General features: G+C 41.7%; 23 protein-coding genes. 11 read left to right on the top strand and 12 right to left on the bottom strand.

Annotated features, from left to right (window positions below; genetic code table 11):
- Nucleotides 1-45: 45 nt before the first annotated feature.
- Nucleotides 46-3,360 carry a S41 family peptidase gene (locus tag AAC000_RS13850; protein ID WP_339723383.1) on the bottom strand — a complete coding sequence of 1,105 codons (3,315 nt, stop codon included), beginning with the start codon at nucleotides 3,358-3,360 and terminating at the stop codon, nucleotides 46-48.
- A gap of 165 nt (nucleotides 3,361-3,525) precedes the next feature.
- Here AAC000_RS13850 and rlmA point away from each other — a divergent pair, with 165 nt between their 5' ends.
- On the top strand, nucleotides 3,526-4,359 hold the full coding sequence (rlmA, locus tag AAC000_RS13855; RefSeq protein WP_339723384.1) for a 23S rRNA (guanine(745)-N(1))-methyltransferase: 834 nt from the start codon (nucleotides 3,526-3,528) through the stop codon (nucleotides 4,357-4,359).
- A 3-nt stretch (nucleotides 4,360-4,362) separates the two neighbouring features.
- Here the strand turns inward: rlmA and AAC000_RS13860 are convergent, their stop codons facing one another.
- The 10 genes from AAC000_RS13860 to AAC000_RS13905 all read right to left on the bottom strand — a co-directional run bounded on the left by AAC000_RS13860 (nucleotide 4,363) and on the right by AAC000_RS13905 (nucleotide 16,512).
- A complete protein-coding gene (locus AAC000_RS13860) occupies nucleotides 4,363-5,463 on the bottom strand; it encodes a DUF1513 domain-containing protein (RefSeq protein WP_339723385.1) in 1,101 nt (366 codons plus the stop codon).
- Nucleotides 5,464-5,478: 15 nt separating this feature from the next.
- Nucleotides 5,479-7,704 carry a TonB-dependent receptor gene (locus AAC000_RS13865; protein ID WP_339723386.1) on the bottom strand — a complete coding sequence of 742 codons (2,226 nt, stop codon included), beginning with the start codon at nucleotides 7,702-7,704 and terminating at the stop codon, nucleotides 5,479-5,481.
- 49 nt (nucleotides 7,705-7,753) lie between these two features.
- Nucleotides 7,754-8,947, bottom strand: a complete 1,194-nt coding sequence (locus AAC000_RS13870) for an imelysin family protein (RefSeq protein WP_339723387.1) — start codon at nucleotides 8,945-8,947, stop codon at nucleotides 7,754-7,756.
- Nucleotides 8,948-8,955: 8 nt separating this feature from the next.
- On the bottom strand, nucleotides 8,956-10,341 hold the full coding sequence (locus AAC000_RS13875) for a di-heme oxidoredictase family protein (RefSeq protein WP_339723388.1): 1,386 nt from the start codon (nucleotides 10,339-10,341) through the stop codon (nucleotides 8,956-8,958).
- 59 nt (nucleotides 10,342-10,400) lie between these two features.
- A complete protein-coding gene (locus AAC000_RS13880; RefSeq protein ID WP_339723389.1) occupies nucleotides 10,401-12,083 on the bottom strand; it encodes a di-heme oxidoredictase family protein in 1,683 nt (560 codons plus the stop codon).
- Nucleotides 12,084-12,169: 86 nt separating this feature from the next.
- On the bottom strand, nucleotides 12,170-13,567 hold the full coding sequence (locus tag AAC000_RS13885) for an imelysin family protein (RefSeq protein ID WP_339723390.1): 1,398 nt from the start codon (nucleotides 13,565-13,567) through the stop codon (nucleotides 12,170-12,172).
- An 83-nt stretch (nucleotides 13,568-13,650) separates the two neighbouring features.
- A complete protein-coding gene (locus AAC000_RS13890) occupies nucleotides 13,651-14,112 on the bottom strand; it encodes a hypothetical protein (RefSeq protein WP_339723391.1) in 462 nt (153 codons plus the stop codon).
- Nucleotides 14,113-14,139: 27 nt separating this feature from the next.
- Complete coding sequence (locus tag AAC000_RS13895; protein ID WP_339723392.1) at nucleotides 14,140-14,547, bottom strand: hypothetical protein; 408 nt, start codon at nucleotides 14,545-14,547, stop codon at nucleotides 14,140-14,142.
- 179 nt (nucleotides 14,548-14,726) lie between these two features.
- Nucleotides 14,727-16,274, bottom strand: coding sequence for a DUF3413 domain-containing protein (locus AAC000_RS13900; protein WP_339723393.1), 1,548 nt, complete (start codon nucleotides 16,272-16,274; stop codon nucleotides 14,727-14,729).
- Nucleotides 16,275-16,293: 19 nt separating this feature from the next.
- The gene (locus AAC000_RS13905; RefSeq protein WP_339723394.1) at nucleotides 16,294-16,512 is read right to left on the bottom strand and encodes a DUF1414 domain-containing protein; all 219 of its coding nucleotides are present in this window, start codon (nucleotides 16,510-16,512) and stop codon (nucleotides 16,294-16,296) included.
- 113 nt (nucleotides 16,513-16,625) lie between these two features.
- Between AAC000_RS13905 and yejK the strand changes: the two genes are divergently transcribed.
- The 10 genes from yejK (at nucleotide 16,626) to AAC000_RS13955 (ending at nucleotide 24,673) form a co-directional block, all read left to right on the top strand.
- Entirely contained in the window at nucleotides 16,626-17,714 is a 1,089-nt protein-coding gene (gene yejK, locus AAC000_RS13910) for a nucleoid-associated protein YejK (protein ID WP_339723395.1), read from the top strand.
- Nucleotides 17,715-17,791: 77 nt separating this feature from the next.
- Nucleotides 17,792-18,667: a 6-carboxytetrahydropterin synthase gene (locus AAC000_RS13915; protein ID WP_339723396.1), complete on the top strand. Its 876-nt coding sequence runs from the start codon at nucleotides 17,792-17,794 to the stop codon at nucleotides 18,665-18,667.
- Nucleotides 18,668-18,677: 10 nt separating this feature from the next.
- Nucleotides 18,678-19,475: a M23 family metallopeptidase gene (locus AAC000_RS13920; RefSeq protein ID WP_339723429.1), complete on the top strand. Its 798-nt coding sequence runs from the start codon at nucleotides 18,678-18,680 to the stop codon at nucleotides 19,473-19,475.
- A gap of 214 nt (nucleotides 19,476-19,689) precedes the next feature.
- Nucleotides 19,690-20,118: a 50S ribosomal protein L13 gene (gene rplM / locus AAC000_RS13925; protein WP_007625789.1), complete on the top strand. Its 429-nt coding sequence runs from the start codon at nucleotides 19,690-19,692 to the stop codon at nucleotides 20,116-20,118.
- Nucleotides 20,119-20,130: 12 nt separating this feature from the next.
- Nucleotides 20,131-20,523 (top strand): 30S ribosomal protein S9, encoded by a 393-nt coding sequence (rpsI, locus tag AAC000_RS13930; RefSeq protein WP_215927513.1) that lies wholly within the window; start codon nucleotides 20,131-20,133, stop codon nucleotides 20,521-20,523.
- Between the two features lie 262 nt (nucleotides 20,524-20,785).
- A complete protein-coding gene (petA, locus tag AAC000_RS13935; protein ID WP_339723397.1) occupies nucleotides 20,786-21,418 on the top strand; it encodes a ubiquinol-cytochrome c reductase iron-sulfur subunit in 633 nt (210 codons plus the stop codon).
- A 1-nt stretch (nucleotide 21,419) separates the two neighbouring features.
- Nucleotides 21,420-22,688, top strand: a complete 1,269-nt coding sequence (locus tag AAC000_RS13940) for a cytochrome b N-terminal domain-containing protein (protein WP_339723398.1) — start codon at nucleotides 21,420-21,422, stop codon at nucleotides 22,686-22,688.
- Nucleotides 22,685-23,419 (top strand): cytochrome c1, encoded by a 735-nt coding sequence (locus AAC000_RS13945; protein WP_339723399.1) that lies wholly within the window; start codon nucleotides 22,685-22,687, stop codon nucleotides 23,417-23,419. The genes AAC000_RS13940 and AAC000_RS13945 overlap by 4 nt, the downstream gene beginning before the upstream one ends.
- A gap of 202 nt (nucleotides 23,420-23,621) precedes the next feature.
- Nucleotides 23,622-24,254 (top strand): stringent starvation protein SspA, encoded by a 633-nt coding sequence (gene sspA, locus AAC000_RS13950; RefSeq protein WP_339723400.1) that lies wholly within the window; start codon nucleotides 23,622-23,624, stop codon nucleotides 24,252-24,254.
- Between the two features lie 14 nt (nucleotides 24,255-24,268).
- Nucleotides 24,269-24,673 (top strand): ClpXP protease specificity-enhancing factor, encoded by a 405-nt coding sequence (locus tag AAC000_RS13955; RefSeq protein ID WP_339723401.1) that lies wholly within the window; start codon nucleotides 24,269-24,271, stop codon nucleotides 24,671-24,673.
- A 65-nt stretch (nucleotides 24,674-24,738) separates the two neighbouring features.
- Here the strand turns inward: AAC000_RS13955 and AAC000_RS13960 are convergent, their stop codons facing one another.
- Complete coding sequence (locus AAC000_RS13960) at nucleotides 24,739-25,317, bottom strand: BON domain-containing protein (protein ID WP_339723402.1); 579 nt, start codon at nucleotides 25,315-25,317, stop codon at nucleotides 24,739-24,741.
- Nucleotide 25,318 lies beyond the last annotated feature (1 nt).

The raw sequence follows: 25,318 nt of genomic DNA on the forward strand, positions 1-25,318 counted from the left end.
ACACTTTTCCTTTTAATTAACCTTCATTTTACACTCAGCTGAGCGCTAATCGATTATATCATCAGCCGGAACATTGACCTGAGGAAAGGATTTTCCTTTCAAAGGTTTAACGGGATCTTTGTTAATTTTTTTCTGCAGCAATTTAATGGCCGCCTGTAATTGAGCATCTTCACCTTTAAAAGTAGTGTGGGGTAAGTTGTCAACTTCCACATCAGGTGCAATGCCTCTGCCTTCGGTGATCCAACGACCATCCATTGCGTACACCGGCAGTTCGGCTACGCGTGCCATGCCGCCGTCTGTTTGTCTGTTGCGACCAGTTAACCAAACCCCAGCACCTGCGGTTTGTTTGCCTATCACTGTACCGAGTTTTAGCGCTTTAATGCCTGCTGTAAAGGTTTCTCCGTCAGAATAAGTGTATTGATCTGCAAGCACCACTAGATGCCCTCTGAAGGTTTGCTGCATGTTTGTAGAAGCCTCACTGTCACCCACTTGCCAAAATGACCAAGCTCTTTTGAGTAACTTTTCTAATATCCAACTATCGACATTCCCACCATTATTGCGTCTAACATCAATAATCAGACCTTGTTTTTTGTATTGCGCATAGAATTCTCTGGCAAAAGTGGCGACGTCACCTGAGCCCATAGCGCGTAAATGTAAATAGCCTAGCTCAGCATCAGCTTTATGCACTTTTTGTTGGTTTTGGGTCACCCAATCGAAATATCGATTGTAATAATCGTGCCGCGTTGAACTGGGTGTGACAACAGTACTTAGTTGCTCGTTTTCCCTAGTGATATTCAGTAACACTTGTTTGCCAGCTTGATTTTGAAGTGCTTTAGCAATGTCTGGAATTGTGTGTATTGTTTGCCCATTAATCGCATTAATGATGTCGCCTACTTGAGCGTTTACACCTGGTTTGGAAAGTGGTGAAAGTCGACTGATAAGTTCAGGATCATTGCTGTATATATGAGTAATTTTTACACCTTGTTTATCTTGAGAATATTCTGCACCTAAAGTCGCCGCTTTGGCGGTGTCGTTATCCACTGGCAAATCACCACCACGCACTTGAGAATGTAAGGTGTTTAATTCGCCCATCATTTGTTTGAATATATCGTTTAATTCATGGCGATCGGTCAAACGAGATAACAATGGCTGATATTTTTGTTTGATAGCAGTCCAATCTAACCCACGCATGTTTTTATCGAACAATGAATCACGGTGCATTAACCAAGCATCATGGAATATCTGCAGCCATTCTTGTTGAGGGTTGACCAGTAACTTCCAGTCGGAGGTATTCACTTTTGTGTCTTTAGCCGTGCTTGGAAATTTTGCGCCGGCTGCGACTAAATACATTTCTTTTTTGCTGCCGGTTTTTTGCAAAAATAGCGTTTTACCATCGTCAGATAAACTAAACGACTGTACCGAGCCTAAAAAAGTGGTGGGTTTGCTTTTGGGTTCTACTTTTATGGATTTTAATTCTGCTTGGCTGTTAGGTTCGGTGATTTTATCCAGTACATAGAGAAACTTTTTATTCGCCAACATCTTTGAATAGTTTCCTGATGCAACAGGGACTTGCCACAACCTTGCTGCAATGTTTTCCCAATCGACTGCCGTTTTAGGTGCCTCTTCAGTGTTTTTTGCTTCTGACCTATCAGCTACTATTTTGTCATCGCTGTTATCGTTTTCATCCTTTATGTCCTCAGCTTCTTTTAAATCATCTAACCCATCAAGTTCAGTGGGTTGTTCGAATGGAAATTTAGCCTCTGCTTTTAAGGCAATGGCAAAAATTTGTGTTCTTCGATCAAAACTTGCACCCATGTTTCTGTCTCCCCAAGGTGAACTAGGGAAACTGTCAAAATGCCGGTCAGATAAAAAATACAACCAATTTGTATCGTTAGAAAATGTCGGTGAAAATGAAGCATACTTCTCACTGGTAAGTGTCTGGTGTTGATTATTTGAGGTGTCAATCAGCATGATTTGGCTACGTTCAGAATTCACCGCGGCATAAGTGATAGCGATAAGTTGACTGTTGTTTGACCAAACCAAAGAATCAATGGGAGAAAAACCTACATTATTTGTCAGTATCTTTTGATTCTTTTTAGTGGCCAGATCTAACAGCCATAAGTCACCATTTTTATCATCATGAGCGATAGACTTCCCATCTGGCGATAAGTAAAGATCCCAACGAAATACATTGCCATCAAAGGTTAACTGCTCACTGCCTTGTGAGCCATCAGCAGGGTATTGCCAAATTTCCATTTCACCGCTGCTGTCGTTAAGAGCATACACCGACTTTTTGTCGTGACTTAAAAGTGCTTTGCGGGTTCGGGAGTCTTTCGGTGTTGCAATTTCAACTAATCGTGAGCCATCCGTTGCCGCAATTGCTACTCGTCCTCTGGCGGTTAACACTACTTTTTTGGAATCACCAGCTTGTTTGGCTGAAGTGAGGTGCTTCAATGGGGTATTAACCCAATGCTCTCTTAACTGCGGAAAATCTGATGTCAGTGCGATATCCACAACAGTACTTTGTTCACTTGGGATATCAAAAATTTGAATATCGGCACCGAGTTGATACACAATTTTATCCTTATTGAGGCGCGCATTTCTGACCTCCCAATCTTGGTATTGTGTATGTTGTTGCTGATCTCGACCATTTAACTTCATCGACCAAATATTATCGCTACCACTTTGGTTACTAATAAAATATAAGCGCTCGCCCGCTATCATGGGGGTACTAGCCGAACCTTTGTGTTTACTGGTAAGTCGTGTTGCTTCTTGATTCGACCCTAGCGTGTATTTCCACAACTCTCCTTTGGCGCCACCTTGGTAGGCACGGGCGTTATCTGAGGAAATTTGTAAGCCAAATTGAGCAAAATATAAGGTGCTGTTATCCCCAGAAATACTGCCTTGCACCGCATCAGCCAAGGGCAGAGTTGTGGTGCTTAGGTTAGTAGGATCAACTTGTTTGAGGGTCCAATTTCCAGCAGGGCCAACTCTGCCATTATAACTATATAAAATTTTTGAATCAGCGCTCCAGCCCTGCACTTTCACCGCAACGTTTTCAAAAGTGACACGTTTGGCTATGCCTCCTTGAATAGGTATAACATGTACTTCTGGTGTGCCAGAGTAGTTAGCGACAAAGGCTACCCAATTACCATCAGGTGAAATACTCGCCTGTTTTTCTTCCGTTGGATGGCTGGTCAAGCGCTGCGCGTATTTGTCGCCTAACTTGATTTTCCACAAATCACCTTCGGCTGTGAATACTAAAGTGTCGTTATGTAAAGCAGGATAACGGTAATAGCCTGCTAAGGCTAAAGCGGGTTGGGTTATTAGCAATAAACAGATTAGAAAAAGTGCGCGCATTTATGGGTTCCTTATGGATGGGAGTGCTAGGCCAAACAATTTTATTTATTACGAATTAATGAAAATCACAGCCCAGTTAATAACAAAGCGGTAAACAAGTCTATGATGATGTTACAATTTACACTCTTCAAATAGTACCGCCCGAACAAGGTTTATTAATAGTTTATGTCTTTGTGGAAATGCCCCTCTTGCTCAAATATGCTGTTGCTCAATAACAAGGTATGGGCTTGTGATAATGGCCATAGTTACGATGTGGCAAAGGAAGGTTACGTTAATTTATTATTGGCCCAACATAAAAACAGCAAACAGCCAGGTGATAACAAACAGATGGTCAATGGTCGTAGGGCGTTTTTAGAGCAAGGTTTTTACCAGCCTTTAGCCGATGCCATTTCTACAATCTTTACACAACACCTTGAGACGCTTAAAGACCAAACACAGCTGAGCTTTTTTGATGCGGGCTGTGGTGAAGGGTATTACATGGACCAAGTTAGCCAGTCTTGCCAACAAGCAGATGTTCACATTGAGTTTAGTGGTTTGGATATTTCTAAGTTTGCGGTGCAAAAAGCCGCTAAAAAGTACCCTAAAAACCATTTTTCTGTTGCCAGCACTTATCAATTGCCTTTAGCAAACCATAGCCAAGATGCGGTGTTACAAATATTTGCTCCTAGCAGCGAGCTTGAAATTCTTCGGGTATTAAAATCTAACGGAATTTGGATAACAGTCAATCCGGCGGCCAATCATCTTTTTGAATTTAAGCAAGCCCTGTATGACAAACCTGCGGAACACAAAATGGAAAATGTCACTCCCCAAGGATTTGTGCAAATTGAGCAGCTAAACTTAAGTTTTGTGATGCAGCTCACCGAGCCGCAGCAGCGAGAAAACCTGTTGATGATGACACCTTATTATTGGTCAGCCACTCAAGAGAAGAAACAAAAATTAGTGGCTAACTTAGAGCAGTTCACAACGGACTTTAATATAAGAGTGTTTCAGCCTGAGTGATTTTTATGCGACGTTAATCATGGTCATATGATTATCAAATTTTAATGCCAACGAATTAATATTCGCAGTGCCCGATATGGGTTGAGTGCGGTGCAACGTTTTAAGTAATCCTTTGCCGCTAGACGCTAACATTTTACCATTTGAGTGGGCTAGCCCTGATACATCGCTAAAGGTTTGTTGGCCAATAAAATTGCGGTTTTGTGTGTCCCAAAAGCTCAGATGTGAGCCTCTAGGGCAACTGACACAAAGTAAGTCATCTTTGACTAATAAGCTTGCTGTGTATTGTTGCATTTTGTACAGGTCAGACCGTGAGGCACTGAAAGCTTGTAAGCTGTCTTCACCTTGATGGGCAAAAACTAAGGGCTGAATATTCGACTTGCTTCCTTGGTACTGGGCTCCTGCAAACACCGCGCCGTCTGCTCGAACCGTAAGATGCCTGATACTTAATTGGTTATCGGGTGGCGCGTAGCGAGAGAGAACTTTACCTGATGCAATGTCTAAATAGGCCAAGTTGGGCTGCATTTCGGCTAAATTAAGTTTTTCTCTAGGCCGATTAGGATGGGTTTCAATACCACCGTTGGCAATCACCAAGGTTTTGCCATCTGGCATTAACATTAATTCATGTGGGCCCACTCCACCTGAATCAAAACGCTCTAATACTTGGTAGGTTTTGGCATCCCGTACCACAATTAAGCCACGTTTTTTGTCGTATAAGTTTTCAGTGGTGAAAAGGTACTGGTGATCTTTTGAAAAAACACCATGGCCGTAAAAATGGCTATCGGATTGACTATGAATATGACTGACTATTTCGCCATTAATAAAATCGATTTCCACAGCAAAACGATCGGGGCGTCGTGCAAATACTAAAGCATGTCCAGGTTTGTGGGGCATTGCTAAAGAGTCATGGCCGCGAGCGGGTAGATTGACTGTGCTAACAATTTTGCCTTGACTGTTGATCGCCGCAGCCATGTTTTTGCCTTGTTGATCATTACAAGTGCTGACTAACCATTGAGGTGATTTTTGAGTGGTGCAGGCTGGTAAAAGCCAAGCGGCTAATGCTGCTTGGCTTGCTCCTAAAATAAATTGCCTACGGTTAATAGCCATTAATATATTAACTTGTTAAAAGTTGTACTTTGCACCAAGCATAAACTGCCGCGGTTTACCGGGACGCGCCCCAAACGGTCTGCGAGATACTATGTTGGCTTCGTCGGTTAGGTTATCCAATTTGCTATATAGCCTTAACGAATCGTTTATTTGGTACCATGCCGCTAGATCAATCTGACTGATATCTGAGGTCATGGCACCGCTTAACTCAACTCCGGTGCCAGATGCTTCTGACATTTCAGCCACATATTTGTAAGCTAAGTCTAGTTGCCAATTTTCACCGGCTAAACCCACTTGTAAGTTAAACTGATTTTCAGGTAAATAGGGTAACTCGTCACCTACAGTCACATTACCCCATTGTGAGAATGTCGAATTAAATGAAGTTTGAAATTCCGATTGGGTATGGGTGTAGGCAATTTTTATGGGCATCACTAAGCCATTGGCTAATTCAAATTGCCCATTGGCACTCAACTCCGCGCCATAAATATCCACTTCGCCACCATTAAATTCCACATCAAGCTCAACATCACAACCACTAGAGAAAGTACAACTGCCTTTTAAATTACTGTAATCGTTGAAAAAGCCGATGGCTTCAATTTGCCATTGCGCCACACTGGCTCTTAACCCAAGCTCATAATTCCAGCTTTCTTCCGGTTCAATATCACTTTCTTCACCGGGACTGTTAGGTACAAAACCTTTGTTCACACCCACTAAAATACCTAGGGCTGGTGTAATTTGATAAAAAGCGCCGGCACCGGGTAATACCACAGTGTCGCTGTTTGTTTGCAGGCTTTGAGCAACATAATCATTGGATTCACCCTCGATATTTTCTAGACGTATTCCAAATGAGGTGTGGAGATTGCCAAATTGAATTTTCGAATTGACGAAAGCAGCGATGGCAGTGGTAGTGTCTTTGTTGCTGGTGGCAATTTCATCAGTTTGACCGGCAAGCACTAATTGACCGCTGAGCATATTGAAATACCGAGCTCGATGCAGTCTTTCTACTTGGTCTTGATGAATTCGCAGACCTGCATCCACAGTCATATCAGCGTTACCTAACTTGCTGTCCCATGTGGCTTTTGACTGAATACCTTGGGAATAAAATGTCCGATCATTTAGTGTAAATATTAATGTTTCATCTGAGGTCAGTGAGTCGGCTTCTCCTTTAAGTACTTGCATAAAACGCGCATTAAGCCCTGTTTCAGGTGATGCCAATATACTATCAATGCTGCGGTTAGAATCGAATCCATTGAGTCTATCCCAATCACGATTGAAGTCACGGCGGTACACTTGAGTTAATACAGTCAAATCAGGGTTTAACTCAATATAATGAGAGGCCTGCATTTGTAAATGTTCCCAATCAAATTTGTCATTTTGACTGGCGGCATAACGTTGGTAGGGGTCATCGGCAAAGTCGCTATCGGTTAGACCTAAATAAGTTTCATGGGAGACTTCTTCGGAATATCCCACTTTGATCTGAAGTTGCTGATTGTAAGGATCGTCAGCAAACTGGTAGTGAGCTTTGGCCAATATTTCGTTTTTAACAAAACCGGTATTGTCATCATTAGCCAAAGATTTAAAGCCATCGGCTCGTAAATGAACACCCTCAAGCATCAAGCCTAGATTATCAATGTTTTTTGAATAGTGAGCATGGGCTTTACCGTAATTTTGCTGGCCAATTGCCAAGTCCAATTCACCGCTGTCTTCTGCATTGACTGGGCGCGATAGCATATTGATAGCACCACCCACGGTATTCGGTCCAAAGGTAATCGCTGATGGACCTTTGAATACTTCTAGGTGGGTCATACGAGAAACATTGGGAAAATAATACGCCGCTGGGGCAGAGTAGGGCGCTGGTGCAATTAATACACCATCTTCCATCAATGCAATTTTGCTACTGCGTTCGCTGGTGGCACCCCGTAAACCAATATTGGGTCGTAAGCCATAACCGTCTTCTTCGCGGATATACACGCCTGGCACACTTTGTAAGACCCGATGGATATCATCAAATTCAAATTGTTCTAATGCGGCTTCGTTTAACACAAAGCCCGATCCTGTAGCGGTTTCCAGTGCATGTTTATTACCAAAAATCTGGATAATATCCGATAGTTTGGTTTCTTGTTTGGCTGTGGTGGTTTGCCCCTGTTGAGCAAGCAAATAAGGCTGCCAAAAAATTGCACTTAGACAGCAGGCTATCACTGTTAGTTTGGTATGACTGATCAGGATTTTCTTATGGTTCACTTAAAAATATTCCTTTGAATGTTTTAACTTATTGTAGGCTTTAGGGATGTTAATCACCGTCTGTTGCGTTAAAGCCAGTACTGATATCTAAGGCCTGAATAAACTCAATGGTTAAACTATCGCGGATAGTATTAAGTTCATCTACCAAGGTGGTAAGTTGAGCGCGGCCGTCATCATTAGCAATGGTGGCTGAGAAGGTGTTAAATGTTTGGCTAATAGCTTCTATGCGATTAATGGCTGCGGTGATATCTGTGTTCACTTGAGTCGCGATGGTTTGTTGGCTTAATGTAGTACTTAAAATATCATCAAAACCTTGTCCGTCGCCTGCTGTATATATACTTAAAAATGTCGCAGTGTTGACTGCAATACTGGATAGGGATGCATCACTTAAATAATGTTCAGCATTTTGTGCGACACCCGGTGATGTATCGCCAAAGCCGGCGAGAATTTTATCGTCTTTCACAATATTGATATGTTCAAGCCAAAGGGTCACAAGTTCTTCTACAGCATCTTGCACAGAGGTAAACTCGTTTATCCCCGTGATTAACGTCTCGCGATATGAAGTTTGCCACTGACTGTGAATTTCACTGGACATGTTGAATAAATTGTCAGCAATAGCAGTGGCGACTTCACAACGTTTCGCTTTGTTTGATGCATTGATGAGTGAATCACTACTATTGGTGGGATAAAGTAAATATTCTAGTGCGGGAATACCTTGGGCACCCACATTCACACCTGATAATAGATCCACATCTATGGTCTCACCTTGCCTTAATAACAAGGCTTCCACACCATTTTTGACGGCATCGGTACCCGGTTCCCAAAATTGGATGCGTAGAGAGCGAGTTTCATCCAGAACTGGGCCTAAGTTAAGCCATTGAATGTTTTGCCATGCTTGCACCGCTTCTAACCAACTCTGCTTAAAACTTTGTAAATCGGTGTTCGAGGGGGTGTTTGCTTCACAAAAGGAATAACTTTGGGTTTGCAATAGTTGTGTTTTGTTTGCAAAATTTGCATAGGCTGGAATGATAAGATTATCCGTTAAATCAGTTAGATACACAGCAAACTCAGTATTGAGATCTTCTACTGGTGTGGGAGTTGGATCAACCACAGGATCTGTTACCACAGGTGTCGTTGCGGTATCGCCACCGCCGCCACCACCACATGCCACCAGAGTTAAACTCAAAGAAACAGCTAAGCCGAGTTTTGTAAATGACTGCAAGTATTGTAAAGGGTGATTCATAACAACTCCTAAATGGCATCTAAAAACGCTAAAAGTGCGTTTCGTTGTGCTTGGTCTAATTGGATAAATGATTGTTGACTGGTGTGGGCTTCACCACCATGCCATAAAATAGCTTCGGCCACTGTTTTGGCTCTGCCATCATGTAAAAATAGGTTTTCACTGCGGATGTTTTTTCTGGCACCTATTCCCCATAACGGCGGCGTTCGCCATTCTTGACCCTTTGCATCAAATTCGTTGACGCCATCAGCTAAACCTTCACCCATATCATGCAAGGCTAGATCGGTGTATGGCCAAATGAGTTGATTGGCAAGGTTCGGGTGAGGATATGCTGGATCTGTGGTGTAACTTGCTGTATGACAGGACTCGCAACCTAACTTATAGAATAAATTACGACCTTGTTGCACTTTCACTGAGTTCAAATTTCTTGCAGGTGGTACAGCAATCAATTGATTAAATCGAGTCACTAAGTCCAATAACTTATCCGGGATTTCCACTGATTGATGGCCGCCAAGCGACGCTGCTGCATGGCAGTTTAGCTGTACAATACTGCATGGCTCAGATACAAAAGAAGAATTAGTGATACCAATATCATCCCTAAATGCGGCAGCCACTTGCTGGTGTAAACTGGGTTGTTTGGCTTTGTGGCCAAATCGGCCGATGCCTATAGCCTTTGAAACTGAACCATGAAATGCAGCTGTATTGTGGTTTGAAGGCGTAATAGGCACGCGATTATATTTAGCCGAGATCCCATCTTGGTTATTATCATTAATATCTTCTTGGTCTATGAGATCTTGTTCGCTGATGGCATCTAATAATCCCAATCCATAAATTACCGGAGAAAAGCGCGGTGAAAGTTTTGTACGTTTATCCAAATCACCATAGGCTAAGTCGGTTAATTGATAGTTAGGTTGGTGCAATGTATAGGTTGTACCATCAGCATATTTGCCTGATAGCTGTTGATAACGTAAATCTAATTGAGCTTCACCTAATAATTCAGGTTGAATGCTGCTATGAGTCACTGCTATGGCACGAGGCTGTAATTGCGCACCGTAGACAGGATCACTAAAACTACTCAATTCATCAGAACCAAAGCGAATAACTAAGGCCGACGGTTTAGATATACCTTCTTTTGGTGCAGGGCCTTTACCACCAGATGAATGGCAGCTGATACAAGAACGGGTATTAAATAAAGGGCCTAAACCATCACGATCTTCAGTGGAACTTGGGGCAATAACCCAAGGGTCTCGAAATAATGAAAACCCAGTCCAAAAGATCAACTCCTCTTTACGGTTTACATTTTTTCCCACTTGTACAAAACTGCGATCTGATAATCCTTTACCGGTCATGCCGCCTGCAGGCAGGTGTTCAGCATGCTCAAAATTGGGCACTGACACTTTGTTACAATTGCTTAAACAGGCAATCAAAAGGATGCCCCAGAACCTATTTTTTGTCATTAAAGTGATTCAATAAAGGCCAGAACTTGCAAACGTTGCTCACTGGTAAGTTCTTTAAATGCCGTTAGACTGTTTTGTGCTTCGCCGCCATGCCATAACACAGCTTCTTCAATAGTACGTGCTCGACCATCGTGCAAAAACGTGGCTTTTTCATTAACGGTTTGTACTAGGCCTATTCCCCATAAAGCCGGGGTTTTCCATTCTGTGCCAGAGGCCATGCCTTGAGTTAAGCCATCGGCTAATCCTTCGCAGCGCTGCACATACATACATTCTTCACCATTAGTGCAGCTTTGTTCATCTGCTGTTTCGCGGGTAACCTCACAAATGCCCCCCATATCGTGCAGTAACAAATCGGTGTAAGGGAAAATGGTTTGATTTGATAACATATCGATTGGCACGGCGTTTTCTTGTAAGCCACCAAAAGATATTTCACCGAGCACGCTACCTTCGGCTTCTGCTGTGACATGCCTTGGGGTATGGCAGCCGATACAGCCAATTTCAAAAAACTGTTGCCGCCCTGCTACTATTTCGCTATCCCACTGAGCAGTGACGCTGTCAAAGCCTCGTCTGGCAGGGACTCCTAAAACGCGATTATAAAATTCAACTTGTGCTAATTCTAAATCAGTGATGTCGTATTGAGCACCCGTTTGACTTTCCTGCTCGGCTATATGTAAACATGCGGTTTGTGCATCAGTACAAGGTTCATTAGGAAAGATGCTGCTAGTAATGCCGATATCGCCATTGTAGGCAGCAGCGCCTTGTTGCAGCACAGTTGGATTTTGAGCTTTATAGGCAAAGCGGCCTAGGCGTGTTTCATTTCTTGATAAGTCGGTGACCATTGATGCTCGGCCTGAAATACCATCGTTGTCAGCGTCGTTTTCATCACTTAGTGCCAGAATATAGGTTTCAGGAATGGCTTCTAATAATCCTACACCAAACACTTGAGGTGCCACTCTTGGAGAAAAGCGTATATCCTGATTGAAGTCACCAAAACTGAGATCTTTGGTTTTATAAATAGGATTACGCAAACTGTAAGTACTGCCATCTGGGTAATTACCAGTTATTTCTTCAAATTCAATATAGGTGTAGGCCTCGCCTACTAATACATCACCATTTAGTGAACCATTGTATGTTGGCCATCCTGATGTGAAATCTGAGGTGCTAAAGCTTTGCTGCGCAAAGGTTTGTAGTTGCTCGCCATAAATAGGATCTGGGGCACCTGAACCATCGCCAATTTTCACTAACATGCTGGTGAAAGGTTCGTTTTTATCAGTTGGTAGCACGCCACGTCCATCATTTAGATGGCAGCCTTGGCAGTTACTAGTATTGAGTATCGGGCCAGCGCCATCGTGTGGTGTTCTAAAAATATGGTCACCCGAAGTGAAGTTGCCATCTAACGTGAAATCGTCACTTATGGGATCTGGCCGGGTGCTGAACGCATCTTCATCAGATACAAATAGTGTGGCATCCCCCCCAGATAAGTATTCAGCCTCATCAATAGTATTGGCTGCAAGCGGTGTTAAACCACTGTGATCAACAACAGGTTCTGGATCTGGGGTGGGTGAAACCACTACAGGTGGTATATCTGGTGCATCAGTGCCACCACCGCCGCAGGACGCAAGAAATGCGAAAGCCACTGCAATCATTAGAGGTTGCAGTGGCTTATAAATAGTAGTGGTCATTACACTTTTCAAATATTTATCACTCTTTTTTAAAAACGACAAAGGGGCGTATTCGCCCCAGTAAAAAATTTACCTGCTATATCGGACTAACCACCAATATCTTCTTCAGTATCTTGGCGTAAATCATTGGCGGTAATACCTAAAGCTACGATGGCTTGTTCGATGTAATCTGTTTGATCAACTAATGCATCAATGACTGCTACTACATTAGGTTGGTTAATACCTTGTTGAATGAGCACATCAAAAGGGGTACCTGTTTTAGCTTTAGTATCTATTACTGCGGCAGCAGCCATAGTGGCCTCTAGTGAAGCACGTAAACTATTGGCTAATTCGTGTTCTCCTTCCACCACCATTAAATCGTAGATAGAAGCCCCTTCAATTTGTTCACCATCGATACGTGTATAGCTGGCGTTAAAAGAATTTTGAACACCTTTGGCATTTAAGAAAATATCTCTATGGGTGTTATCACTGAAACAAGAATGTTCATCTTCTTGTGAATCAGTTTTCAGGGCGATATTGATACGTTCTCCGGCTAATTCGCCGTAGCTTAAACGACCCATACCTTCCATAATTTTTGCTAGAGACTCATTGCCGCCAGTAACAAAGGAGGTGTAATGTACCCCAGCATTTGGTTCCCATGCTTCAACTACAGTTGTTAGGTCAGCAATTAATACATCGGCTGCCGCTAATAAATACTGTCCACGTCTAGTACAGATATCGTCGGTGACAGCCACATCACCCGATGTACATGTGCCGGCAGTTATCGAATAATCGGTAACTGGACGTTGTCCGCCACTGGAGTCTCTGGTACCTGATCCACTTGAGTCTTCATTTAGATCTTGTCCCCATAATAAAAATTCAACGGCATGATAGCCAGTAGTAACATTTCGTTCGTCTTCGCCAAATTCAAATACGTTTTGAATGGTTTCAGCGTTGATAACGGGGTAGTCAGCAGTATTAGCAATCACATTACCACTTAACGCATTTGCTGCGCTTTCTGGGCCAGAATCACCGTCTACTACTACAGCGACATAATCAATAATAGCCTCACCTAAAGGCCATGCGTTAATACGACCTTCTGGACCTTCACCGTCTTCACCCATAGTGCCATCGGCTAACAAAGTATCAATTGGACCTTCTCTAAACCGATAAACTTCGGTTTGTCCATAAGGTTCACGGGCAGCTAACCAAGCTTGTTTAGCGTTGCTAAAGTTAGCTTCAGAAGGATCTGCAACAAAAGTGGCAAACACATCACGCATAGTTTGTGCTGAGATGAGCGAGTCCGCATAGGCAGCATAAGCAATATTCGCATTTGATGTAATGACATCTGTACGAGTAACAAAAGTACTTACACCATCTACGCCATCAGTTCCTGAAATTCCATCCGTTCCATCAACGCCTTGAACACCATCCTCGCCGTCATCTACACAGGCGGAAAGTGATATTGCTAAAAGCAAAGCTAAGGAGATTGGCGTTTTTTTCATGTTGAATCCATTTATATTTCAGTAATGAGAATGGTTCTCATTATCCATCGTGTTAGGGTTATGTCAATAGCTAAATACTGTTTTTAGTGAATTTGTGAGTAATGACTGCTTTCTACTGTGGGTGTTGCAGTAGCTAACATTATGTCGTTTTTAGCCTCCACAATTGCTCTTGAGCAATGTTCAAAAAATGCGACTTTAGTGGCGTACCCTAAGGCGCAATCAATTGCGCAGTTCAATTTTTTATTTAGGCGATGCAGTAAGGAATGGGCGATTTCAATTTGATTTGTTGCGGCATAGGCATGGGCTAGCATAATGGCTAATGAAGTTAAACTCGTGGTCAATTGGGGGGATTCTAAGCGTTTATCAAAAATGATTTCCGCTGTTTCAAAGGCCGTTCCCAAAATCGGAATTGCTTGGCTTGGTTGATTTTTTTGCAATAAATGTTCAGCCATCTTTGTCATCTGCTGAACGCTACCAAAAGCCTCTTGTGGATGTTCATCGACCCAAAACCTATGGTTTAGACAAATAAATTTGTACTCTGTCATGGCAAACTCCTGTTTATTGTTGGCGATTCAAGGCTGTTTTTTAATACTAGATAAAGGTGAGTGTTGCGAATTGTGTCGCTGCTTACTGTTTTGGTGTTCTTCAAAGTAAAAGGTGTATAACGTTTGGATTTCTTGGGTTTTTTGCTGGTATCGCTGTGGGTCTAACATTTCATATAACAGTGGCATTAAGCGCTTGATATAGCGATAACACTGTTTACGCCAAACCCTAGAAAGACAGTGGTCACACATAGTTTCAATTAAGGTGTTGAGCACCCTCATGTGAGCATTTCGCACCGCAACAATGTTTGTAAGACCTTTAGCCCGTTCCAAACCCATATGCACGTAACAATTAATGATGTCGTCGTTAGTGGTGCTGTCACCATAACGAACAGACATCTCTACGGCAGAAAAAGTAAAGCAGTAACGAAAGGACATAAAGCACCATAATGTAAATGATAATAATTATCATTTACATTATGGTGCTTTTAATTTGATGTCAATACAGAAATGCAAAAAACATCTGAAAATGAGCTAACTTAATTCGAAATACTGCAATTTAGGAGAGCAATTCCAATAAAAAAGTGACCTCTTTTTTATTGGAATTGGGATTAGAACTATAAGACTTTATTTGAACGTTTAGCTGAGAAGCGACTTAAGTGTTTAATGCCTTGGCTAAGAATATTGGGATCAACCTGGCTAAAGGCTTCGTCACCGGTTTTTAGATCAAATACGCGTAGGTTACCGTTATTCATGATCTCAATTCGTTGTTCATTAGTCAGTAGTAATACTTTGCTACCTTGTGTACTAACAATATAGTTGAGGTTGCTATTCTGGGTGAGTGTATTGCCCGTACTGTAGGCTTGAGGCTTGGCTTCACAGCCTAATAAATTTAATGCAGTTGGCGCCATATCTTCCAAGCTGGACATGGATTTATTGATGGTTAAATTACTAAATAACGGAATATTCGAAGTGTTTTGTTTAACTAGGTCAGTAACTATAACTTGATACTGGGCTAACACTTCATCCGTTAAAAGCTCACTTAATTGTGATGCTTGTACAAACCCAACCGATAAATTACTCGAAGCATTGAAAATATCCTGTTTAAACTGCTGCCAATCTTGTTGGTAAGGTGTAAGCCTTTGGTTTTTTATATTCTGAAGATAGATAGATACGTTAAGTCCCATAGAATTGGGTAACTGCAGCAATAATGGCGAGTAACTTTTTAACGCGCCATGATACAGCTCAGGTAGTCCATACAAGACAGTGGTGATACCGCTATCCACTGAGGATTGCAGTAGATAATGATTTTCAAACTTGGACAAACCTTCTATGGAGTTCGGCATTTCTCCCGCTATCAACGACAATAATAATACTTTTTTATTACTAGTGACTGAGCAATAAACTGGTTCAGCAGGGTATGCAATACCTTTGATGGTTTGATTGAATTGCAGTGCTTTGCGTTGTTGGTAGTCTTCTATATCGAGCAAACTATATCTGGCCATCAAGGTTTTAGCTGTAGCCGGATAAGATAAAGGAAACATGTTATCTTGCTGCACTATGGGTTGATATAAATTCGCATCAGCCCAAACATGCAAGGCATGGCTGACAACAAAACAGCTCACAAAAAAGATACTAATAGGTAAACCTAATTTACGTTTTTGCAATCTCGCGATTCTTTGCCAAAGGGCATTGGCGACAATTAATTGAAACGATAACCAAACCACAAACAATAGCAGTAAAAAGCCCCATTGTTGCCAACCAAACTGAGCGATAGCAGTTTGTGTTTCAGTCCGTATCAGTTCTGCCGAGTTCAGGCTAAGGTGTACGCCGTATTTATTGTATAGTAATGCATCAAAGGCCAATAAGGCTAAGCCTGAAGCCGCTAAAACTGAACTTAACACTTTTACCGTTTTCGCATTAGGTACTAAATAACAAAGTGGTAAAATGAGTATCACAAAACTAAAAAAGGTTAAAAAACCAATATGGCTTATCCAATTTGTGAATAGATAAAATGTGCCTATGGCAGAGCCAGGTGCTGGAGAGTTAAGAATATAAATAGCCGCTATAGTGACTGCAATTATAATATTAAGCAGCGCAAACCAATGTCCCCAATTAACTAACTGGGTGACTAATTTTCTGCGCGGAGTTTCTGCTAGGATCATTTAACCTGTCGACCTTTTTTTATTTTCCATTGATACTTTTTAATAGCACTTGTGTAAACTGTTCGGCCATTTGTTGGCGCTGGTTTTCTGGAACTTGCTGGTGGAAAATACTAGTAATGACATTACCTAACACCATTAGTGATAGGTCCCGATTGGCTTTATTCTTCTCTAAAGCAATGATGACGTCATGCATGATGGCTTCAAATTGGCTGTCAGAGTATTTGGATTGTTGTGGCATGTTGCTTAGCTCAAAAATAATAGCAATGTAAATTAATGCGATAGTAACAATGGTCTAGATAAAATGCGAATAAACCAGCGACCCAATTTAATTGATTTTTGTAAGGATAAAATGTGAGTGCGTTGATCCATCACTTTGTAGTACACCAATTAGCCGTTAACCAACAACAAGAACTAACCTTGGTTCCTAGAGCGAGTTGTTTTGATGTCAGCCCCGAGATAGAAAGCTTGGCGCAACAAATCAACCATGCTTTTAATACTAAACCCGGTAAAGGGGTAGGGGCGTTTGCTTCTGAAAATGCTGAGATAGTCAGTGTCAGTAAAGAGCCCTCAGGTAATGAAGGACCCTCAGACTCAGAAGAACCACAAGTACTGACGCCTCATCCTGTGTCTTTTAAAACCTTGTTAGCAGACATGCAGTCTGAAGAAACCGATTTTGTTGAGTTTAGTATTCAAGCCAGTGAGTTATTGAAAAAGTCTTTAATTGATACCGGTACATTGGAAACCGGCTTTGTGGTATTTAGCCATTACCAGTTTTTGGCCACTGATTATTTAATGATTGCGATTATTAATACTAAGGAACATGTTGAGATAAATCGCGATTTAGAGTTAAGCAGTAGTGATCATCTAGATTTAGCAAAAATGCAATTGGCGGTAAGAATTGATTTAACGCAATTAGCCGTGACGGCTGAACAGATGCGTTATATTAGTTTTATTAAAGGGCGTATGGGACGCAAAGTGTCTGATTTCTTTATGCACTTTATTGGGTGCGAAGAATTAGTCGATATTAAACAACAGAATAAACAGCTATTGACCACAGTGGATGCGTTTTTAGCGGCTGAACAATTAGATCCCGAAGAAAAACACCAAGCGCGAGAAACGGTTTCCAATTATTACAAAGAAAAGCTCGAGTTAGGTGAGGATATTCAAATTCAAGAGCTGGCGGCCAAACTGCCCAGTGATCATGTGAGTTTTGAAGAATTTAACCAAAGTGCAGAATTGCCTGTTGAAGAGCAATTTCAGGCTGACCGTGGTGTATTAAAAACTTTAGCTAAGTTCAGTGGTCAGGGTGGGGGAATATCACTCAGTTTCGAGCGTAAATTGTTAGGAGATAGAGTGAGTTACGATGCAGGGTCGGATACTTTGATGATCCGTGGCATTCCACCTAATTTGAAAGATCAACTTTTGAAGTCACAAAGCTGACATCTGACGAGTTATCTTTATAATGTATTAACTGACATCACAGACACTTTACACAGCACAGGATAGACACACTTTTTATGCAATTATTCGTTAATGATTTAACCGTTATGGATTTTTCTTATCTTTGCCCAGAGCGAGGCATGGTAGGCGAAAGCTGGATAGTCGACGTGATCCTAAGCGGTGATTTGAATGAAGAAAGCATGGTGCTGGATTTTGGTAAAGTGAAGAAACAGCTTAAACAGCTAATCGATGAATATATCGACCACAAACTGCTAGTGCCAGTAGAACATTCATATAGTAGTGTTGAACATGATGAAAAATCCGACACTGTAAAAGTCGATTTTATTCGTCCAAATGGCAAATCGATACATTTAAATTGCCCTGCCGAAGCTTATGCCTTTGTGTATTCACAAAATGTCACTATGGCGTCAGTAAGTGATTATCTTAAAGACGTCATTGCCACTCATTTACCCGAAAACGTGGCGGGTATAGAACTTAATCTACGTGCAGAAGTGATTAACACACCTTTTTATCACTACACCCATGGCCTTAAAAAACATGATGGTAATTGCCAACGTATTGCCCACGGTCATCGTTCTAAGGTTGTGGTCTTTGAGAACCAACTAGAAAGTATCACTTGGCAAGAGTATTGGGCGAAGCGATGGTGTGATATCTACATCGGGTCGACTGAGGATATAGTCGATGTCAGCAAAACCGTTTTTTGTTTGCCTAAAGGTGATGCTGAACAACACCATATATTTGCTTATGAATCATCCCAAGGTAGATTTGAGTTGGCTATTCCAAAGGCCGAATCAGAAATAATGGATACTGATACCACAGTAGAATGTTTGGCGCAGTTTATGGCAGATGAACATAAACGCCTAAAAAGTGATAGCGATTTCAAGGTTTTAGCTTACGAAGGAGTAGGTAAAGGAGCGATCGCTTTTGCTTAAGTCAGTAGTTATTTGTTTGTTTTCAATATTGAGTTTTTTAGCCTGCTCGGTGAACGCAAGTGATCTGCATCTGAAAGGCGAATTGACTCAAGGTAGTTTAATTAGAGGTTTGGTCCCGGAAGGGAGCAAAGTTTGGTTGAATGACGCGCCACTGAAAATTTCTCCAGAAGGGTATTTTGCGTTTGGCTTTGGTCGAGATGCCAAACTAACACACCAACTTAAATGGCTTGATAATCAAGGCACTGAACATTCTCAACCTTTGGAACTACAGGCAAGAACGTACGATATCCAGAAAATTGAAGGTATTCCTGGTAAATACGTTAGCCCACCGAAAGAGGTGAGTGAGCGCATAAAGTTAGATAATCAACAAGTGGGTAAAGCGCGAACCTTAAATGCTGAACGAAGCGATTTTTATCAAGACTTCATTTGGCCCGCTGCTGGTCCTATTAGTGGCGTGTATGGCAGTCAACGAGTGTTTAATGGTATTCCAAAACGCCCCCATTTTGGTGTGGATGTCGCTGCGGCAACGGGGACGCCTGTATATGCACCAGCAAATGGCATTGTGACTTTGTTTGTTCCCGACATGTATTATTCAGGTGGCACCATGATTATTGATCACGGTCATGGGGTGTCATCTACATTTTTGCATCTAAGCAAAGGCCACGTTCCTGCAGGAACAACAGTTAAACAAGGTGAATTAGTTGCTGAAATTGGTGCCACAGGTCGAGCGACTGGGTCCCATTTAGATTGGCGAATTAATTGGTTTAAAGAAAGATTAGATCCCGCTCTTTTAGTACCTAAGCGTTAAATAACAAAAAGGTCAAAATTTACCCTCGCCTTTTCTTGCAACTTCTGTATAATTCGCGCCCTGCCCAGTTGCCCCCGCTTGTGGGAAAGCGGATGAATCATACGACTCGAAGGGGTCAAAGTATTGATTTTTAGCGGTTTTGTGTAGCAGTCGGTAGTAAAATATCGAACACAAAATCATGTAACGATTATTTATATATTTCGGGTAATTTTAAATGAAAACTTTTGTTGCAAAGCCAGAAACGGTAAAACGTGAATGGTATGTGGTTGACGCCGCAGACAAAACTCTTGGTCGTTTAGCGACTGAGATTGCTAGCCGTTTACGCGGTAAGCATAAGCCAGAGTACACACCTCATGTGGATACTGGAGATTACATAGTTGTGATCAACGCTGAGAAAATCACTGTTACTGGCAACAAAGCCAAGGGCAAAATTTATTATTCTCATTCTGGTTATCCAGGCGGTCTTAAAGATACAACCTTTGAGAAGTTACAAGCTTTCAAACCAGAGATGATCATTGAAAAAGCGGTTAAAGGTATGTTGCCTAAAGGTCCTCTTGGACGCGATATGTTCCGCAAAATGAAAGTCTTCGCTGGTCCTGAGCATACACATGCTGCTCAGCAGCCTCAAGTCTTAGACCTTTAAGGAGCATTACAGATGGCAGATAATCAATATTACGGCACTGGCCGACGCAAAAGTTCTACCGCTCGTGTTTTTCTTCGTGCAGGTAGTGGCAACATTGTAGTTAATCAACGTCCTCTTGACGTGTTCTTTGGTCGTGAGACTGCACGTATGATCGTGCGTCAACCGCTAGAACTTGTTGAAATGACTGAAAAGTTTGACTTGTACATCACCGTTGCTGGTGGTGGTATTAGTGGTCAAGCTGGTGCAATTCGTCACGGCATTACACGTGCCTTGATGGAATTTGACGAAACACTTCGTCCAGCATTACGTAAAGCGGGCTTTGTTACTCGTGATGCACGTAAAGTTGAGCGTAAGAAAGTGGGTCTTCATAAAGCACGTAAACGTCCTCAATTCTCAAAACGTTAATTGTCCGACGACATGTATTTTCAAAAACCCAGCTTTTGCTGGGTTTTTTATTGCTTAGGATTTGTACAAAAAAACATCATCCCTTCAATATTCTCTTAAAAATGTCTTAAGTATCAGTAATTCTTCATTTTATTGACGATTTCCTTGTCTTTTATGTGGGTTTTCTTTTATCATTTTCGGTTAATAGAAAAACTTTATTTTTTGAGTCAAATATCATTCAAAATATAAAGTGTCAGCCAAATTAACCCTCGGAGATTAGTGGATGAGCAATGTATCTTTAGATGCCCATGATTCGTCTGAAACCGAAAACCAGCCAAGCAATAGTAATAGACGCCGATTTTTAACGGTGGCGACTTCTGTTGTGGGTGGTGTCGGTGTAGTCGGTGCTGCAGTGCCGTTTATCGCATCCTGGAACCCAAGTATTAAAGCGAAAGCTGCTGGGGCGGATATCGAAGCCGATATAAGTAAGATCGAACCAGGTCAACTGATTCGGGTTATTTGGCGAAGCAAACCTGTATGGATTGCGCGTCGGACACCTGAGTTATTAGCTTCTTTGCTTACCCATGACGATCAACTAAAAGATCCCAACTCCGATGAAGAGCAACAACCTGAGTTTGCAAAAAATGCTTACCGTTCTTTGAAAGAAGAATACTTGGTGTTAGTAGGGATTTGCACCCATTTAGGTTGTTCTCCTCAACATTTAAAAGACGGTGCTTTTGCGGAATACGTAGAAGGTGTAGAAGAAGGCTTTTTCTGTCCTTGCCACGGTTCCAAATTTGACATGGCAGGCCGCGTGTTTCAAAACGTACCCGCTGGTTTGAACCTAGTGGTGCCGCCCTATATGTTTATTGATGACAATACTATTTTGATTGGTTCCGAAGAAGGGGCAGCATAACATGTGGAAAAATTTGATGGATTGGGTTGAGTATCGTCTCCCCATAATGCGCGTTGCTAATATGCACGCAATTCAATATCCGGCCCCTCGAAATATGAACTTTTGGTACATGTTTGGGTTTTTGGCCACTATTGTACTAGTTAACCAAATTGTCACTGGTGTATGGCTGACGATGAGTTTTACACCTACTGCTGAAGAAGCATTTGCTTCAGTGGAATACATCATGCGTGATGTTGAATACGGCTACATACTCCGCTATATGCATAGTACTGGGGCGTCGGCGTTCTTTATTGTTGTGTATTTACATATGTTCAGAGGCATGATTTACGGCTCTTATCAAAAGCCTCGTGAATTATTGTGGTTGTTCGGTATGTTTATTTACTTAGCCCTAATGGCAGAAGCCTTTATGGGATATGTGTTGCCTTGGGGACAAATGTCTTATTGGGGCGCACAGGTAATTGTATCTTTGTTTAGTGCTATTCCAGTGATTGGTCCTGACTTGGTTATCTGGATCCAAGGTGACTACGTTATCTCTGGTGCCACACTTAACCGTTTCTTTGCGTTACATGTCATTGCATTACCTTTAGTTATCGTGATTTTGGTGTTCTTGCACATAGTCGCCTTGCATGAAGTTGGTTCTAATAACCCTGATGGCACCGATGTTAAGCGTAAGAAAGGTTCGCTTAAAGAAGAAGAAAAGACTAATTTCAAAATTCACGAGTATTACACCAGTAAATACGACATCGTCGACGATATAGTGCCGTTCTTTCCACATATAGTGTTGAAAGATTTGGTTGGCTTTAGTTTCTTCTTGTTGGCTTTCTGTTACATCATGTTCTTCAATCCAGAAATGGGCGGATATTTCCTTGAACATCCAAACTTTGAAATTGCGAACCCGTTAAAAACCCCTGAGCATATCTTCCCAGTATGGTATTTCACGCCTTTCTACGCCATTTTGAAAGCCGTACCTCATAAACTAGGTGGTGTTATTGCAATGTTCGCGGCGATTATATTCTTAGCGCTGCTACCTTGGCTGGATAGAGGTAAAGTGAAATCTTGGCGTTATCGCTGTGGATTGCATAGATGGAACCTAATCATTTTTGCTGCCGTTTTTATCTTTCTTGGTTACTTAGGTGGCACACCTCAAGAAAATTGGAAAATAATTGCATCTCAAATACTAACCATCATGTATTTTGGTTTCTTTGTTTTGTTATTTATATACAGCAAAAATGAACGCACTATACCGGTACCTGCGAGGATCACAGAATGAGAAAGATAATTTTTGTATTGTCCTTGTTGTTACCCATGGGTGTAATGGCTGCTGGTGGCAATGTACATCTTGATAAAGCCGAATATGACTTAACCGATAAAGCGTCGTTGCAAACCGGCGCAAAGTTGTTCATGAATTACTGTTTAGGTTGTCATCAAACTCAATATCAGCGATACCAACGTACTTTTGACGACTTAGGTATCCCTGTAGATTTAGGACAAGAATACTTGCAATTTACGGGCGAGAAGCCTGGTGAGCATATCAAAAATGCTATGCCTGCGGAGTCAGCCGCTAAATGGTTTGGTGCACCGCCTCCTGATTTAACTTTAGTCGCTAGGGTGCGTGGTGCAGATTGGATTTATACTTATTTAAGAAGCTTTTACGCTGATGAAAGTACCAAGTTTGGTGTCAATAACTTAGTGTTCCCTGACGTAGGTATGCCCCATGCGTTACAAGAGCTTCAAGGTGTGCCCAGAAAAACCACAGAAAAAATGTTGGTTGATGGCGAAATGGTCGAACGTTATGTTGGCATTAAAGCGGACGGCAGTGGCGAACTAAGTGCAGCTGAGTACGACACAGCAGTGTTAGATTTAGTAAATTACTTAGTGTATATCGGTGAGCCCTCTCGCTTGCAATCAGAGCAAATCGGCCGTTGGGTCATGATATTTTTACTGGTGCTGCTAGTGTTAGTGTATTTATTGAAGAAAGAATATTGGAGGGATGTGCATTAATTCATGACACTTTTTTATTGAATTTAGTGTATAATCCGCAAAATTTTTGATAGGGGCTATATCTAACGTATATGCCCCTTTCTTTTCCGTTTTTAATTAGTAGATTGTGACCTACAAATCACTAATAAAGAACAAAGCATAGATACCTAAGACGCTATCTTAGACACTATGCGATTATGTAAGACATTTAGGAGATATATAGATGGCTGTAGCCGCCAATAAACGTTCAATCATGACGTTGTTTTCAGACACAATAGATATATACAGCCACCAAGCACGTATAGTGTTAGCCGAGAAAGGTGTTGGTGTAGAAATCAGTTTTACGGATCCTAATGAGTTGCCAGAAGATCTTCTTGAACTAAATCCCTATGGTACTGTTCCAACATTAATTGATAGAGAGTTGGTTTTATATAACTCACATATCATCATGGAATATTTGGATGAGCGTTTCCCGCATCCACCACTTATGCCGGTTTACCCTGTATCTCGTGGTCAAAGTCGTTTGACTATGCATCGTATTCAAAATGATTGGTATGTATTAGCTGAAAAAATCATGGCGAAAAAAGGTGATTTAGAAGCCACTCGTAATGAGTTACGTGAAGCCTTTTTATCGTTAGCGCCACTATTTGCTGAAACACCTTATTTTATGAGTGAAGAATTTAGTCTAGTGGATTGTTATTTAGCCCCCTTGTTGTGGCGTTTACCAGCTTTGGGCATCGAATTAACTGGTACTGGTAGTAAAGACGTGAAGGCGTATATGAAGCGTATTTTTGAACGACCTTCTTTTATCGCGTCATTGACCGACCAAGAACGTGAAATACACAACCCACTTTAACGGGTAGAAGTGATATGACACCTAATCAACCTTATTTGTTACGCGCATTTTATGAGTGGATTGTAGATAATAATCTCACTCCTTACATAGTTGTAGATGCGCATTATGCCGGAACTCAGGTTCCGCAAGAGTTTGTCCAGGACGGTCAAATAGTGCTAAACGTGTCTCCCGCATCTACTGGTAATTTACAGTTAGGATTGAGAGACATTGTGTTTAATGCGCGATTTGGTGGTGTTCCTAGGAATCTTGTTGTGCCTTGTCCTGCGGTATTAGCTATCTATGCCAAAGAAAACGGTGCGGGTACAGTATTTACTGTTGAAGAAAACATTGGCTCGGGTGAAGTGGAAGAGCAGACAACAGCTCAAGAAAGCGCACCAAAGCCAAAGAAAGGTAAGCCTACTTTAACGGTTGTTAAATAGCTGCATTAAAAATAGTGAATCCAAAAAAAAGCGCCTTCAAGGCGCTTTTTTTATAAATGCTTAGCTTAAGTATATTCAAATGCTTTAATCACTTGTTTTACACCAGTGATATTGCGGGTGATATCTACTGCAATATTGGATTCCTGCTCACTGACTAGCCCCATCAAAAAGACTTCACCGTTTTCGACCTCTATCTCAATGTGTAGGCCATCAATGCGTTTGTCTGCAATCAGCTTAGTTTTAATCTTTGAGGCTAACCATGCATCATTTGCTACTACGCCTGCCGGTATAGGCGAGCCTAAACGAATTTGGTTATGGAGTTTTTTGATATTTTTCACTGTCGAAGCCAGTCTTTCGGCTTGATATATCAGTTCCTGAGTCGGGGCCTGACCTACCAATAAAGCGGTGCCATTAAATACTTGAACCGTGATGCTGGTTTGTTCTTGTATTGCCATGTCTTTTGACAAGGCATTAGATATACGACCCGCGGCAGTCGTATCGTCAACCTGGGTGCCTATTGTTCGTCTATCATGTGCTACAGATGCTGCACCTACACCTGCTCCTATGATTAAACCTGCACAGCTTTGCAATAATAGGCTGGCTGAGAGTATTAATGGCAGACAGATAGATTTATTTTTTAGCATG

The sequence above is a fragment of the uncultured Paraglaciecola sp. genome, from assembly GCF_963977085.1.
GTDB lineage: Bacteria > Pseudomonadota > Gammaproteobacteria > Enterobacterales > Alteromonadaceae > Paraglaciecola.

Bases quoted from the DNA above. Each gene is read 5' to 3' on its own strand.
- AAC000_RS13870 (WP_339723387.1), bottom strand. From the start codon at position 8,947: ATGAATCACCCTTTACAATACTTGCAGTCATTTACAAAACTCGGCTTA.
- AAC000_RS13955 (WP_339723401.1), top strand. From the start codon at position 24,269: ATGACACCTAATCAACCTTATTTGTTACGCGCATTTTATGAGTGGATT.
- petA (WP_339723397.1), top strand. From the start codon at position 20,786: ATGAGCAATGTATCTTTAGATGCCCATGATTCGTCTGAAACCGAAAAC.
- AAC000_RS13905 (WP_339723394.1), bottom strand. From the start codon at position 16,512: ATGCCACAACAATCCAAATACTCTGACAGCCAATTTGAAGCCATCATG.
- AAC000_RS13960 (WP_339723402.1), bottom strand. From the start codon at position 25,317: ATGCTAAAAAATAAATCTATCTGTCTGCCATTAATACTCTCAGCCAGC.
- AAC000_RS13885 (WP_339723390.1), bottom strand. From the start codon at position 13,567: ATGAAAAAAACGCCAATCTCCTTAGCTTTGCTTTTAGCAATATCACTT.
- AAC000_RS13890 (WP_339723391.1), bottom strand. From the start codon at position 14,112: ATGACAGAGTACAAATTTATTTGTCTAAACCATAGGTTTTGGGTCGAT.
- AAC000_RS13860 (WP_339723385.1), bottom strand. From the start codon at position 5,463: ATGGCTATTAACCGTAGGCAATTTATTTTAGGAGCAAGCCAAGCAGCA.
- sspA (WP_339723400.1), top strand. From the start codon at position 23,622: ATGGCTGTAGCCGCCAATAAACGTTCAATCATGACGTTGTTTTCAGAC.
- rlmA (WP_339723384.1), top strand. From the start codon at position 3,526: ATGTCTTTGTGGAAATGCCCCTCTTGCTCAAATATGCTGTTGCTCAAT.
- rpsI (WP_215927513.1), top strand. From the start codon at position 20,131: ATGGCAGATAATCAATATTACGGCACTGGCCGACGCAAAAGTTCTACC.
- AAC000_RS13945 (WP_339723399.1), top strand. From the start codon at position 22,685: ATGAGAAAGATAATTTTTGTATTGTCCTTGTTGTTACCCATGGGTGTA.
- rplM (WP_007625789.1), top strand. From the start codon at position 19,690: ATGAAAACTTTTGTTGCAAAGCCAGAAACGGTAAAACGTGAATGGTAT.
- AAC000_RS13940 (WP_339723398.1), top strand. From the start codon at position 21,420: ATGTGGAAAAATTTGATGGATTGGGTTGAGTATCGTCTCCCCATAATG.
- AAC000_RS13880 (WP_339723389.1), bottom strand. From the start codon at position 12,083: ATGACCACTACTATTTATAAGCCACTGCAACCTCTAATGATTGCAGTG.
- AAC000_RS13895 (WP_339723392.1), bottom strand. From the start codon at position 14,547: ATGTCCTTTCGTTACTGCTTTACTTTTTCTGCCGTAGAGATGTCTGTT.
- AAC000_RS13850 (WP_339723383.1), bottom strand. From the start codon at position 3,360: ATGCGCGCACTTTTTCTAATCTGTTTATTGCTAATAACCCAACCCGCT.
- AAC000_RS13915 (WP_339723396.1), top strand. From the start codon at position 17,792: ATGCAATTATTCGTTAATGATTTAACCGTTATGGATTTTTCTTATCTT.
- AAC000_RS13900 (WP_339723393.1), bottom strand. From the start codon at position 16,274: ATGATCCTAGCAGAAACTCCGCGCAGAAAATTAGTCACCCAGTTAGTT.